Below are 13,277 nucleotides of genomic sequence, written 5' to 3' on the forward strand. Positions count from 1 at the left end.
TCGACATAGAGCGACAAGGGCTTGCTGACGCCGATCGCATAGGCAAGCTGGATCGTGCAGCGCTTGGCAAGGCCGGCGGCAACGATGTTCTTGGCAAGATAGCGCGTGATATACGCCGCCGAACGATCGACCTTGGTCGGATCCTTGCCGCTGAACGCGCCACCGCCATGCGGGGCCGCGCCGCCATAGGTGTCGACGATGATCTTGCGCCCGGTAAGCCCCGCATCGCCGTCCGGACCGCCGATTTCGAAGCTGCCGGTCGGGTTGATGTGATATTCGGTCGCATCCGACAGCAGTTCGGCCGGGATCACATCGGCGATCACCTGCTTCACATAGGATTTGAGCTCGGCCTCCTTCTCGCCAGCGTCATAGCCCTTGCCATGCTGCGTCGAGACCACCACCGCCGTGCACGCCACCGGCTTGCCGTCGCGATAGCGCAGCGTCACCTGGCTCTTGGCATCGGGCTCAAGGAACGGTGCCGCGCCCGAATGGCGGTCGGCCGCCATCCGCTCGAGAATCTGGTGGCTGTAATAGAGCGTCGCCGGCATCAGGTCCGGCGTGTCGTCGATCGCATAGCCGAACATGATGCCCTGATCGCCCGCGCCTTCGTCCTTGTTGCCCGCGGCATCGACGCCCTGGGCGATATGCGCCGACTGGCCGTGCAGGCGGTTTTCGAAGGTCAGCGTTTCCCAGTGAAAGCCGTCCTGCTCATAGCCGATCGCCTTCACCGTATCGCGGACGGTCTTTTCGATCTCCTCAAGCGCGCCCGGTGCCCATTGCCCGTCCTCATACACGCCCTTGCAGCGGATCTCGCCCGCCAGCGCCACGAACTGCGTCGTCGTCAGCGTCTCGCACGCGATCCGCGCCTCCGGATCCTTCGACAGAAACAGGTCGACAATCGCATCGGATATCTGATCCGACACCTTGTCAGGATGGCCTTCAGAAACCGATTCGGACGTGAAAAGATAGCCGTCACGCGTCATGTCGCGTTCCCCTCCTCGCAGAATTGAAAATGGTTTTGCCCGGGCGCGCTATTGCGCGGCGTTGCGGGAAATGACGTAGCTTTCGTCGTTGAACCAAAGCTCGCCATTCTTGCGCAGCACAGCGCGCGTCGCTTCGAGATAGTTCGAGTTCGACATCGCGTCGGCGAGCCGCTCATCCTCGATCTGCGCCACATAGGTCGCGGCATTCCACGCCGCGAGCAATGTCGAGGTGCCGATCGTCCCGGTATCCGCGTCGATCTCGTCGGGCAGCGTGTGCATTTCGTAGCGGAACAGCGCCTGCGCGTTGGGCAGGCTGTCGAACCGATAGTTTTCGCCATCCGGCCCCATCGCTCCCCGCGTCGCTTCGAGCAGGTCTCGGCGCGACGTGGTGAAGGGATCTTCGGCCGGCCAGACGCGCTGGATGATCTCAAGCCCCGGATCATTCCCCGCCGAATGGATGCCGAGCAGGCGCCCGCCGGGACGCAGGCTGCGGGCGAGCGGCGCCAGCACGCGCTTCGCCTTGAATTCGGTTTTCGCGCGCAGCCGGAACGGCTGGCTGGCGAGCACCAGATCATAATCCGCCACCGGTGCTTCGCGGCGCGGGATCACGTCATCGAGCATGAAGGCGCAATCCTCGCGATAGAGGATCAGCGTGGTCGGGGTTTCGGGAATCAGGCTGCCGGTCTTTTCGGAGACTTTCGTCTTCCAATGTTCGGCAAGGAAAGGCTGAAGTTCGAGGATCTGCCGTTCGAATTCTGCAGTGGTCGAACCCTTGAGCGCGACCGTTTTCCACACCATCCGCTCGCGCGCTTCGGGCTTGTTCGGGACGAGCCAGGGCGCTTCGGAATAGGAGATGTTGGTGATCGCCATCACGGTTTCGGCATGTTCGAACAGCCGGTCGGGCATCTTGTCGAGCGTCAGCCGGACATCCTCCAGGCTGATCTCCTTGCCCGCAATCAGGAAGGGAAAGCGCGGGAAGCGATGGTGCATGGCCCGCATGACCCGCGACAGCACCGTGCCGTCGCCCATCCCGGCGTCGAAGAAACGTACCGCCGGGGGCTGCGGTGTCAGATATTCCAGTTCCTGCGCCACCCGGTCGGCAACCATCCATTTTTCCGAACAGGTGTTCACGAACATCAGATATTTCTGACGATTGTCGTAGAAGCGGAAGTTCTGCTCCTCTTTCTCGACTCCGCCCTTGGTATCCGCGCCCTTGATATCGCTGGATTCAATGACCGTTTTTTCAGCCACCGCCATTCCGGTTTCCTTTCAGAATTTCCCGCCCCGTTTGTTTTGTTGTGGCGATCCGAAGACCGCATGATCCGGGGAAGGATCGAAGCATCCACTTGAATTGATGGTCTAAGGGTTCTGGGAAACGCGGATCGGGTAAACCACATTCGTGCCCAATTCTGATCGTGGGCATCGTCCCACCGCAGCGACGGCGAAAATGCGTGGTTTCGGATCGTAATCAGAGACGAATCGCCGCTGGGAGGAAATCTCCCCGGCTTTTTGATGCCAAAATCGTGGGACGCCGACGATGCTTCGACACCGGCCGCGCGCAAGACACGCTAAAGCGCCAGCCTATGCACCTGAAAATTCAGCAATATTGGCCGTTATAAAAGGGGAAGGCGCACCGTTCCGCCCCCCATTCGATGCGTGGGCACAGGCTCGATCGACTGGATCGCGTTCGGATATTCCGCGCCGGGTCAGCCGAGCAGTTCGGCGATACGGCGCGCGGGCGCCTGCCACGCGATACCGCGTTCGGTCAGCCACGCATCGTCATAATAGGTTTCGCTGTACCGATCGCCTTCGTCGCACAGCAAGGTGACGATGCTGCCGCCCTGCCCCGCCTGTGCCATCTGTTCGATGAACTGCGCGCAGGCCCACAAATTGGTGCCCGTCGATCCGCCGACGCGCCGCCCCAGCACGTCCGACAGCGCCCGCATCGCGCCGATGCTGTCGGCATCCTCGACCGCGATCATGTCATCGACCACGCCCGGCACGAAGCTGGGCTCGACGCGCGCGCGACCGATCCCTTCGATGCACGAGCAGGCGCCCGGCGGCAGTGCCGTCATCGCGCGATCGTGAAAGTGGCGATGGAAGATCGAATCGACCGGATCGGCGACGCATAGCCGCGTTGCGAGCCGACGATAGCGGATATAGCGCCCGATCGTCGCCGAAGTGCCGCCCGTCCCTGCGCCGCAGACGATCCATTCGGGAACCGGATGCTCTTCCTTCGCCATCTGCGCGAAGATGCTTTCGGCGATGTTGTTGTTGCCGCGCCAATCGGTCGCACGCTCGGCATAAGTGAACTGGTCGAGATAATGGCCGCCGGTTTCGGCAGCGAGCTGTTGCGCGGCCTGATAGACGGTGCGCGGATCGTCCACCTTGTGAATCTCGCCGCCCTGAAACCGGATCGCCTCCAGCTTCGGCGCGGCCGTCGTCGCGGGAACCACCGCGATGAAACGCAGGCCGAGCATCTTGGCGAAATAGGCTTCGCTGACCGCCGTCGAACCCGAAGAGGATTCGATCACGCACGTATCCGGGCCGATCCACTGATTGCACAGCGCATAGAGAAACAGCGAGCGCGCCAGCCGGTGTTTGAGGCTGCCGGTCGGGTGGCTGCTTTCGTCCTTGAGATACAGCGTGATGTCCGGAAAGCGATCGAGCTCCATGCGGATCAGATGCGTATCCGCCGAACGGTTGAAATCCGCCTCGATCTTGCGGATCGCTTCGTTCAACCAGTCGCGTGCGTTGCTCATTCGGACTCCCAGGGGATTTGCGCAGAGGCGCCGGCAAATCCATGCGATACATGTGAAAGGATCGAAGTGCCGCTGTGGGAAACGCGCGCCGGATGGTCAAGTGCACGGAAAGCGTCGGCGGAAAGGCTGGCCCACGGCCTCAAGCGGCAAAGCGACAGGACGACAAGGAAATGGCGTGGAGTCCACGACGGGTTCCGTGCGCGGGATCGGTTGCGTTGTATAATATCCCTATTAATATCATCGCCCCGAGCCCCGGCCCGATCGATGAAGCAGCATGCCGGCCGGTCGGGCACGAAACCAGAAAGCCTGACCATGAATGCAGACGAGGTGATCGCTTATCGCTTCGAGGATATCGAGCAGACCTATTCGGAGCGCGATGTCATCCTCTATGCGCTGGCGACCGGTTACGCGACACAGCCTCTCGATCCGCGCCACCTTCGCTACCTCTATGAAAAATCGCTGATCACGGCGCCGACATTTGCCAATGTTCTGGGCTTTCCGGGTCTGTGGATGAAGGATCCGCGCGTCGAGATCGACTGGGTGAAGATGCTCCATGCCGAACATCGCATGACGCTGCACCGCCCACTGCCCCCGGCGGCCTCCACGGTTTCGACCAACCGCGTGACGGGCCTGCGCGATCTCGGCCCGCGCGGGGCGATGGTGCAGTATCAGACCGACATTGCGCTGGCGGAAGAGGGCGAACCGCTTGCCACCCTGATCACCTCGGTGATCGCGCGCGCAGATGGCGGATGCGGCGACTGGGGCGAGGCACCGCCTCCCTTGGAACAAGTCCCCGAGCGCAGTCCCGACGCCACGCTCGAACTCGCGACTAGCGAGATACAGCCGCTGCTGTACCGCCTGTCGGGCGACCTGCACCCGATCCACATCGACCCTGCCGTGGCAAGCGCAGCGGGCCTGCACCGCCCGCTGCTCCACGGCCTCGCGACCAAGGGCATGGCGGGCTATGCGCTGTTGCGGCAGTTCTGCGATCTTGATGCGGCGCGGCTCGTGTCGATGGCGGTGCGGTTTACCCGCCCGGTGATGCCCGGCGACGTGCTGCGGTTCGAATTCTGGGGCGAGGCGCCGGGCAAGATCCAGTTCCGCGCGGTGGCCGTCAACGAAGGGGATGCACCCGTGCTGGACCGCTGCGAAGCGGTGGTCACCTGACCACGCGCCCCGGCCCCGCTCACTCGAAGCGCTTGCGCAGTTCGCGCTTCAGGATCTTCCCATAGTCGCTCTTGGGAAGCTCTTCGATGAAGAAATAGTCCTTCGGCCGCTTGAAGCGCGCGATGTTGTCGAGGCAGATCTGGTCGAGTTCATCGCGCTCCACCGACTGCTCCGGCTTGGCTACGATGAAGGCGACCACGTCTTCACCCCATTCGGGATGCGGACGCCCGACCACCGACACCTCGAAAACGGCGGGATGGAGGAGCAGCACCTCTTCGATCTCGCGCGGGTAGATGTTCATCCCGCCCGAGATGATCAGGTCCTTGGAGCGATCCTTGAGCGAGAGATAGCCGTCCTCGCTGACGCAACCGACATCGCCGGTGTAGAGCCAGCCGTCGCGCAGCGCCTTGGCGGTCGCTTCGGGGTTTTCCCAATAGCCTGCCATACAGACATCGCTGCGCACCACGATCTCGCCGATTTCGCCGGCGGGAAGATCCTTGCCGTCTTCGTCGACGATCCGGAACTCGGTGCCGGTAAAGGCCGTGCCGACCGACGAGAGCTGCTCCTCGTAGCGCGGATTGTCGACATTCGCGTGCAGGTGTTTGGGCAGAACGGAGATCGCACAGGGCGCTTCGCCCTGCCCGTAGCCGCCGACCAGCTTGGGACCGAACTTCGCCAGCGCGAGCTTCAGATCCTCGAAATACATCGGCGCGCCGCCGTAGAAGATCGTCTTGATCGCATCGAGATTGGCGTTGGCGAAGGCCGGATCATTGACCAGCCGCCCCACGATCGTCGGCACCGCGAAGAACATCATATTCTCGTAATGGTGGGTCAGATCGGCGATTTCCGCCGCATCGAAGCCGCCGCTTTTCGGGATCACATGATGCGATGCCTTTGCGATGTGCGGCAGCGATTCAAGGCCCGAAGCGTGCGACAGCGGCGCGACATGGAGCATGCAGTCATACTCGGTCAGGCTGTCCACGTCGGAGAGATAGCGCAGCATCATACCGCGCAGCGAACGATGGGTCAGGGTCGCGCCCTTGGGCCGGCCCGTGGTGCCGCTGGTGTAGAATATCCATGCCGGGTCGAGGTCTTCGGCATCCGCCATCTCCATCGGCGGCGTATCGAACAGCGCGCGATACTCATCGCTGCCGGCGATCACGATCCGCTCCAGCGAAGGCACATCGTCCGTCAACGAAGCGAGTTTGCCCGCCAGGTCATCCGAGGTGAAGAACCAGCGCGCGCCCGAATTTGTCAGTGCATAGCTGATCTCGCGCGGGTGCAGCTTGGCGTTCATCGGCACCGCGCACAGGCCGGCGTGCCAGATGCCGAACATGATCTCGAGATATTCGGGCGCGTTGCCCATCGCGATGCCGACCCGGTCGCCCCTGGCGAGGCCCTGTGCCCCGAATGCCGCTGCGAGCCGGGCCGCGCGTTCGCCGAACTCGCCATAGGTCGCGTAAAGCTCCGTCCCGAGGGATATTGCGGGGCGGCCTGCAAAGGAACGGGCCGAGTTCTTCAGCAGGACTGCAATGTTCATGCGTGGAGTCCTTGTTGGGGAAAGGCGCGTCAGGCTGGCAGCGATCGCCCGAATGGCAGAACGCGCGTGTCAGGCATTTCCGCGGGTGGGAAAGCCCTGATCCGCCAGCAGTTTGAGACCGGTCAGCAGCGATTCCAGATCGGGACGGCCGCAGGAGACAGAGCTCTGGATGGTAAGGAACAGCGCGCCATCGGGCCGGACCAGCCACAGCGCAGGCTCGCCGAAATACAGCTCTTTCCCATCGCGGGTGAAGTGCGAGGCGAACAGGCCGCAGGCTTCGATCTGCTGCCGCGTCAAGCCATAGCCGATCGCGATCTTGTCGATCCCGTTATCCTTGGCCCAGGCCTTCGCGACCTCCTCCGGGTCGACGCTGACCCCGGCGAGGTCGATGCCGAGCTCCGCGAATTCGCCATGCAGCCCGTTGAGCTGTTGCATGAAGCGAGTGCAGAACCCGCAAAAGGCGCCCCGGTAGAACGAGATCAGACGGAGCGATGCGCCGGTGCCCTGATCGAGCGACCATGAGCCACCTGTTACCAGCGGAAACGCCAGTTTCGGAACCTGTTGCCCGGGCTTAAGCACGCGACCATTCCCTGACCGCGGCACATTGTCGACCGATCACAAAGACACCTCATCCTGTAAATTGCTTGTCTTTTTATGGCGGCGATCCTCATAGTAATTATCCCCCCTGTCAAGATCGCGATACGCGTCAGGGCCCAAATCAAAAGGGAGATATTGCCGATGACCGCCTACATCGTTTTTACCCGCGAGCGGACGCGAAACGCGTCGGACATGGAGGCCTATGCGCCGCCTGCCCGGGCGAGCCTTGCCGGCCATGAATTCGATCGTCTGGCCGCCTATGGGAAATGCGAAACGCTGGAAGGCGCGCCGATCGAAGGCGCGGTGATCTTCGCCTTTCCGAGCATGGCAGCGGCCAGGGCCTGGTACGATTCCCCGGAATATACCGAGGCCCGCAAGCACCGCCACCTCGGCGCAGACTATCGCGCCTTCATCACCGAAGGCGTCTGATTTGTAGCGGCGTCTCGCAAGGGAGAATTGCGAGACGCCGCATCCCGATGTCAGTCCACGAAGCCCCGCGCATCGAGCCAGCCGTGGATCAGGTCGATCGCGTCCGCCAATTCCTGCGGCTGATCGACGTAATAGTGGTTGGCGCCCTTCATGAGCTTGTATGTTTTGTCCTCGCCGGCATAGGCGTTGAAGAACCGCTTCGTGTGCGTCCCCGGGATTGCATCGTCGGCGGAATTCTCGATCGCCAGCATCGGGACCGAGATGTTCGGCGCGTGAATTTCGGCATGGGCATTGGTGTCATCGAACGACCATTGCGACAGCCATGCACGGGTATTCGAAAAGCGCCCCACCCCGGCCGGGCTGCTGTTCGCGGTCTTGGGATCGCCCATGAAGCACCAGTTGATGCGCCGGTCGTTCGGGTCGATGGTCGCGTCGAGGAACAGCGGGTTGGCAAGCGTGCGGTGGGTCAGCATGCAGCGCTCGATCTCGTCGGTCGTGCCGGTCCGGATCAGCTCCAGCGTTTCCCTGGCCAGCGCCGTGCGGCGGCGCATCCGCGCGAGCTGGCTCTGGCGGAAATGCTCGAGGTAATCCGCGCTGTAGGGCGGCTTGTTGGGGTTGCGCGGATCGTAAAGATCGAGTTCGACATCGCGGATCGCCGGGTTGTGCTCATCGACCACCGACGGGTCGATAAAGTCGCGCAGGATTTCCGCGCGGGACAGGTGCGCGGCGTGGAAAATCATCGCGTCGCCCGGGATCATCCCGGTAAGGTCGACCGGATCGCCTGCGGGCGTCTGGGTGATGGTCGGCTTTTCGGCCATCGCCTGGTAGAACGCAGTGAGCGATCCGCCGCCGGACCATCCGGCGACCACGATCTTCTCATAGCCCATCCGCTCCTTCATATGGTGCACATAGACGGCATAGTCGCGCACGACGTTTTCCATGATCAGCGCGGATTCGTTGCGGTTGTAACGGCTGCCTGCGCACAGGACATGATAGCCCATCCGCACCAGCTCCATCGGCAGGGGCAGGTGGTGCACCGTCGATGCCGGATGCATGTAGATGATCAGCGTCTTGGACGGCTTTCCGATCGGGCGGAACAGGAACCCGTCGAGTTGTACGTTGCCGGCCGAACTGCGGAAACCATAAACGTCGCGCGTGGCCAGGCTGTCGTTATACGCCAGGCTTATCAGCGTACGATCGATTTCGAATTGTTCTTTTTGTGCCATCGGCCAATCCTCTCGGTCCGGTCCGCAAGTCGCTGCTCAGGCGCAATTTCGCCGGCAACGCTGGGGACTCTTTTCGTTCAACACGCGCCACTGCCCGCCACTACGGACGTCAGGCTTCACCACCTTGCAGCGGTTCGCTCAGCGGCTTTCCCTTGGCTTACACCATGGCAAAACATTTGCCAGCCCTATAAATTGATGATAACGATTCAAGCCGATAAATACGGCTGAACCGGCCCTGTCGAGGCCAGTATGCGCGAGAGGATCAAGCACATGAACGACATTGCGGATGCCAAACAATTTGCGGCCACCGGAGAAGCGCGCGGCGCGCTGAAGTATCAGGTTGGCTTCGGCAATGAGTTCGAGACCGAGGCGGTGGCCGGCGCGCTCCCGCAAGGCCAGAACAGCCCGCAGAAAGCGCCCCACGGCCTTTATAGCGAACTCGTTTCGGGCACGGCTTTCTACACGCCGCGACACCTGAACCGGCGCAGCTACACCTTCCGCATTCGTCCGTCGGTGTTCAGCATGGATTACCAGCCGTGGGACGGCGGCGCCGATTTCCGCACCCCGCCGCTCGACGTGCCGCCGTTGCCGAACCGCATGCGCTGGCTCCAGCGCAAGGACGAGGGCGTGAACGCCGACTTCCTCGAAGGCATCACGACCTTGATGGGCTGCGGCTCGCCCAATGTTCACGAAGGCATCGCGGTTCATTTCTACCGCGCGACCAGGTCGATGGAGAACCGCGTTTTCAGCAATGCGGACGGGGAAATGCTCATCGTCCCGCAACAGGGCGATCTTCGCATCGTGACCGAATTCGGCGTGATCGAAGCGGGCCCTTGCGAGTTCGTGCTGATGCCGCGCGGGGTGAAATTCCGCGTCGAGCTGATGGGCGCCTTTGCGCGCGGCCTGATCTACGAAAACTATGGCCATCCCTGGGTGCTGCCCGATCTGGGCCTCATCGGCTCGAACGGCCTCGCCAACCAGATCGACTTCCAGGCCCCGGTCGCCAGCTTCGAGGATAAGGGAGTCCAGACCCAGTTGATCCACAAGCTTGCCGGCAAGCACTGGACGGTCGATCTGGATCACTCGCCCTTCGATGTGGTCGCCTGGCGCGGCAGCCTTACGCCGTTCAAGTACGACATGCGCAAGTTCGTCGCGATGAGCACGTCGACCGTCGACCATCCCGATCCGTCGATCTTCTGCGCGCTCACCTCCCCCGCGCACGACATGAGCGGCTGCAACGCCGACTTCATGATCCTCCCGCCGCGCTGGATCGTTGGCGACAAGACGCTGCACCTGCCCGGTTTCCACCGCAACACCGTAGCCGAAATCAGCAGCATCGTGTGCGGCCTGCCAGAGATCAATGGCATGGATCTGAATGGCAGCATCGGCGTGACCAACAACTGGACCCCCCACGGGCCCGACGCCAAGGCGTTCGAAGCGGTCCGCGCGGCCGAAAACCTCGATCCGCACAAGGTCGAAAACCTCATCTCGATTCTGGTCGAGACCCGCTATCCGCTCGAATTCACGCAGGCCGCGATGGATATGAAAGAGCGCATTCGCGACATCAACGCGGGGCTGAGCGGCTACGTCAAACGCTTTCCCGAGGGCTGATCGCCAGGCGCCCCGTGCGTGCGTTTCCGGCATCGGCCAGCGGGGTCGATGCCGGGCAAGCCGCAAGGATCGCCATCAGCGCAATCATCGCAGGATCGGGAGCGATTCCGGCACAGTGAAACCCGCCCGGGGCAAGCGGAAAACCATGCCCAATGGGCGCTGCAAGCCGCGGAACTGCGCTCCACCCGGGGATTGACCGTACAATTTTATTTTATTACCCTATTAAATCTTAGGAGAGAGGTGCTCTGCGGGAATCGACAATGTCGAATTTCGGCAGGTTGCCGTGGTTCAACTTCAGTCAGGCGGAAAAACAAATGTCGAGCAAACCCGCAATAATGCAACCTTTGGCGACCTCGGATAGCGAGGACGTGCGCGAGGAAATCGTCAAACGTGCTCGCGCCATGATTCCCGATCTCATCGCCCGTCAGGCAGAGACCGAAGAGCGCACCTATTACGGGCCGGAAACGCATGAAGCGTTCAAGGAAGCGGGCTTTTACCGCATATTGATGCCGAAGAAGTTCGGCGGCCTCGATCTCGATGTTATGACCTATTACCGTGTCGTTCAGGAGATCGCGATCGGTTGCCCGTCGACCGCGTGGCAGTTCTGCCTTGGCTCGGCGCACGCGGTGACGCTGTGCGGCATGATCGACGAGGACGCCCAGAAGGAAATCTTCGATCTCGACGAGCCCTTCATCTGCGCGATGACCACCCGCCCGCAAGGCGAAGCGCACCGCCAGCCCAATGGAGACTGGATATTGAACGGGGTGTTCAATTTCTGCTCCGGCGCGCCCTACTCATCGCACTTCATGAGCCACACCATGGGCTTCGAAGCCGACGGCAGCGAGATCGGCGTCATCACCTTCGTCGCACCGCGCAGCGAATGGACGATGCTCGATGACTGGGGAGGCTCGCTCGGATTGAAGGGTAGCGGATCGCACAGTCTCGAATTCAAGGACGCCCACATTCCCGCTTCCTATGTGAACGAAGATGCGATGATCATCACGCATCGATTGCCGCCGAAGGGCCAGGGAGGCCCCGATTTCGACAATCCACTCTATTATGGCGGCACATTGAGCCTCTGGTTGCTCGAACCCACGGCGCTGACCCTCGGCATGGTCAAGGGAGCGCTGGACGAGTGCACCATGTTCATGAAGAAGAAGACGGTCCCGGTGCCGCCGATCACACTGAAAGCGGAAAATCCTGATTTTCAGCGCTGGTATGGCTCCGCCGCGGCCAAGATCGCGACGGCAGAGGCGGCTTACGCGATTGCTTGCGAAAAATGGACCGAGGACGCCCGGCTCAACATGCAAGGCCGCCTGACACCGGACATGACGCTTGAGATCACGTCGAACGTGATATGCGGCGAGGTGATGGAAATGTGCTGGGAAGCCATGCAGTTGCTGTACCGCGTGGCCGGAACGACAGCGATCTTCAACGGTCAACGGTGGCAACGGATTTACCGCGACCTGTCGACCGCCCGCTCGCACGGCTTCAATACGCGGTTCGATCAGATCCATCGCGATTTTGCCGGTCGGTTGCTCGAAGAGCATTGAGGCAACGCCGACCAGCGCGCGAAGCCTGACGCGCGCACCGTTCGGATAGGGTGGGATGGATTTCGGGGCGGCACCTTGCCGCCTCGATCATAGCCAGCCGCATCCAGCCTCTCGGTTGAAAGGGGCTGGCGATCCGCCCGGCCATCGCAACCGAACCAACTTCAATGGAACGTCAAATGATGTTGTCCGACCAGCAATGCATGATCCGCGATCTGGCGCGAAAGATCGCCAGCGAGGTTCTTGCTCCCACCGCTGCCGAGCGCGATCGCACATCGGCATGGCCGACCGACGAACTCGCAACGCTTGCCGCGCAGGGCTTCATGGGGATGACCGTGCCCGAGGAATTTGGCGGGTCGGACACGGGATTTCTCGCCTATTGCCTAGCGATCGAAGAGATCGCCGCTGCGGATGCCGGGATCAGCACGATCGTCCATGTCCACAGCCTGGGCGCAACGCATATCGTCGCGAAACATGGCAATGCCGAGCAGAAGGAACGGCTTCTTCCGGCCATGGCGGCGGGCGAGAAAATCGGCGCCTTCCTGATGACCGAACCGCAAGCCGGGTCGGACACCTCGGCGATCCGCACCACCGCCCGCCGCGACCGTGACGATTTCGTGCTCAATGGGACGAAGCAATTCATCTCGAACGGCAGCGAGGCCGGGCTGGCGATCGTCTTTGCGCGCACCAATCCCGATGCGGGCAAGCGCGGCTTCACCACGTTCCTGGTCGAGCCGCCTGCCGAGGGTTATGTCGTCAGCCGCATAGAGGACAAGCTGGGCCAGCACACCGCCCACGTGGCGCAGATCCAGCTAGACGAGCTGCGCGTGCCCATGGCGAACGTTCTGGGCGAGGTCGATGGAGGCTACGGCATCGCGATGTCGGGGCTTTCCGATGGCCGCATCTCGATCGCGGCGCAGTCGGTCGGTATTGCCAGAGCCGCTCTGGACGCTGCGGTACATTATGCGCGCGAACGCGAGGTTGCGGGCAAGCCGATCATCGAACAGCAGGCCATCGCCTTCACACTCGCCGAAATGGCGGCGCAGGTCGATGTTGCGAGGCAATATTACATCCACGCCGCGCGCCTGCACGAGGCCGGCCTGCCCTGCGCTAAGGAAGCGTCCATCGCGAAACTCTTCGCAAGCGAAATGGCCGAGAAGGTCTGCTCGGAAGCGCTGCAGATCCATGGTGGCTATGGCTATCTGAGCGACTTCCCGGTCGAGCGCTATTATCGCGATGCCAGGGTTTGCACGATCTACGAAGGCACGAGCCACATCCAGAAGCTCATCATCTCGCGCAACCTCGACTAGGGCGCTTCGACACATTCCAACTTCATCGAACGGCCGCTTTCGGGACGTTCGGCATGGACTTGAGTGACCGACATTTGGGAGAAAAGCGGACGTTCTGGCAAG

11 protein-coding genes are annotated in these 13,277 nt (G+C 62.0%); 5 read left to right on the top strand and 6 right to left on the bottom strand.

Annotated features, from left to right (window positions below; translation table 11 throughout):
• The 3 genes from metK to DKB74_RS05435 form a co-directional block, all read right to left on the bottom strand.
• Positions 1 to 983, bottom strand: a 983-nt coding sequence (metK, locus tag DKB74_RS05425) for a methionine adenosyltransferase (protein ID WP_109807148.1), incomplete at its 3' end; no start/stop codon positions are given.
• A gap of 48 nt (positions 984 to 1,031) precedes the next feature.
• Positions 1,032 to 2,240, bottom strand: a complete 1,209-nt coding sequence (locus tag DKB74_RS05430) for a hypothetical protein (RefSeq protein WP_109807149.1) — start codon at positions 2,238 to 2,240, stop codon at positions 1,032 to 1,034.
• A 449-nt stretch (positions 2,241 to 2,689) separates the two neighbouring features.
• Positions 2,690 to 3,745 (bottom strand): PLP-dependent cysteine synthase family protein, encoded by a 1,056-nt coding sequence (locus tag DKB74_RS05435; RefSeq protein WP_109807150.1) that lies wholly within the window; start codon positions 3,743 to 3,745, stop codon positions 2,690 to 2,692.
• 312 nt (positions 3,746 to 4,057) lie between these two features.
• On the opposite strand from DKB74_RS05435, the gene DKB74_RS05440 reads away from it, so the two are divergent.
• The gene (locus DKB74_RS05440; protein WP_161956802.1) at positions 4,058 to 4,912 is read left to right on the top strand and encodes a MaoC/PaaZ C-terminal domain-containing protein; all 855 of its coding nucleotides are present in this window, start codon (positions 4,058 to 4,060) and stop codon (positions 4,910 to 4,912) included.
• A 19-nt stretch (positions 4,913 to 4,931) separates the two neighbouring features.
• Here DKB74_RS05440 and DKB74_RS05445 read toward each other — a convergent pair whose 3' ends face one another.
• Positions 4,932 to 6,452, bottom strand: coding sequence for a class I adenylate-forming enzyme family protein (locus DKB74_RS05445; RefSeq protein ID WP_109807152.1), 1,521 nt, complete (start codon positions 6,450 to 6,452; stop codon positions 4,932 to 4,934).
• A 69-nt stretch (positions 6,453 to 6,521) separates the two neighbouring features.
• Complete coding sequence (locus tag DKB74_RS05450) at positions 6,522 to 7,031, bottom strand: redoxin domain-containing protein (protein ID WP_161956803.1); 510 nt, start codon at positions 7,029 to 7,031, stop codon at positions 6,522 to 6,524.
• Positions 7,032 to 7,190: 159 nt separating this feature from the next.
• Between DKB74_RS05450 and DKB74_RS05455 the strand changes: the two genes are divergently transcribed.
• The gene (locus DKB74_RS05455; RefSeq protein ID WP_109807154.1) at positions 7,191 to 7,478 is read left to right on the top strand and encodes a DUF1330 domain-containing protein; all 288 of its coding nucleotides are present in this window, start codon (positions 7,191 to 7,193) and stop codon (positions 7,476 to 7,478) included.
• Positions 7,479 to 7,528: 50 nt separating this feature from the next.
• Here the strand turns inward: DKB74_RS05455 and DKB74_RS05460 are convergent, their stop codons facing one another.
• Entirely contained in the window at positions 7,529 to 8,704 is a 1,176-nt protein-coding gene (locus tag DKB74_RS05460) for an alpha/beta hydrolase family protein (RefSeq protein WP_109807155.1), read from the bottom strand.
• Positions 8,705 to 8,974: 270 nt separating this feature from the next.
• Between DKB74_RS05460 and DKB74_RS05465 the strand changes: the two genes are divergently transcribed.
• From DKB74_RS05465 to DKB74_RS05475, 3 genes are all read left to right on the top strand, one after another.
• Positions 8,975 to 10,315, top strand: a complete 1,341-nt coding sequence (locus DKB74_RS05465) for a homogentisate 1,2-dioxygenase (RefSeq protein WP_161956804.1) — start codon at positions 8,975 to 8,977, stop codon at positions 10,313 to 10,315.
• 260 nt (positions 10,316 to 10,575) lie between these two features.
• The gene (locus tag DKB74_RS05470; protein ID WP_109807157.1) at positions 10,576 to 11,868 is read left to right on the top strand and encodes an acyl-CoA dehydrogenase family protein; all 1,293 of its coding nucleotides are present in this window, start codon (positions 10,576 to 10,578) and stop codon (positions 11,866 to 11,868) included.
• Between the two features lie 176 nt (positions 11,869 to 12,044).
• Positions 12,045 to 13,175 (top strand): acyl-CoA dehydrogenase family protein, encoded by a 1,131-nt coding sequence (locus DKB74_RS05475; RefSeq protein WP_109807644.1) that lies wholly within the window; start codon positions 12,045 to 12,047, stop codon positions 13,173 to 13,175.
• The last annotated feature ends 102 nt before the right edge of the window (positions 13,176 to 13,277 follow it).

The organism is Stakelama portus, from assembly GCF_003171655.1.
GTDB lineage: Bacteria > Pseudomonadota > Alphaproteobacteria > Sphingomonadales > Sphingomonadaceae > Sphingomonas > Sphingomonas portus.

Bases quoted from the DNA above. Each gene is read 5' to 3' on its own strand.
- DKB74_RS05475 (WP_109807644.1), top strand. From the start codon at position 12,045: ATGATGTTGTCCGACCAGCAATGCATGATCCGCGATCTGGCGCGAAAG.
- DKB74_RS05470 (WP_109807157.1), top strand. From the start codon at position 10,576: ATGTCGAATTTCGGCAGGTTGCCGTGGTTCAACTTCAGTCAGGCGGAA.
- DKB74_RS05430 (WP_109807149.1), bottom strand. From the start codon at position 2,240: ATGGCGGTGGCTGAAAAAACGGTCATTGAATCCAGCGATATCAAGGGC.
- DKB74_RS05435 (WP_109807150.1), bottom strand. From the start codon at position 3,745: ATGAGCAACGCACGCGACTGGTTGAACGAAGCGATCCGCAAGATCGAG.
- DKB74_RS05455 (WP_109807154.1), top strand. From the start codon at position 7,191: ATGACCGCCTACATCGTTTTTACCCGCGAGCGGACGCGAAACGCGTCG.
- DKB74_RS05465 (WP_161956804.1), top strand. From the start codon at position 8,975: ATGAACGACATTGCGGATGCCAAACAATTTGCGGCCACCGGAGAAGCG.
- DKB74_RS05445 (WP_109807152.1), bottom strand. From the start codon at position 6,452: ATGAACATTGCAGTCCTGCTGAAGAACTCGGCCCGTTCCTTTGCAGGC.
- DKB74_RS05460 (WP_109807155.1), bottom strand. From the start codon at position 8,704: ATGGCACAAAAAGAACAATTCGAAATCGATCGTACGCTGATAAGCCTG.
- DKB74_RS05440 (WP_161956802.1), top strand. From the start codon at position 4,058: ATGAATGCAGACGAGGTGATCGCTTATCGCTTCGAGGATATCGAGCAG.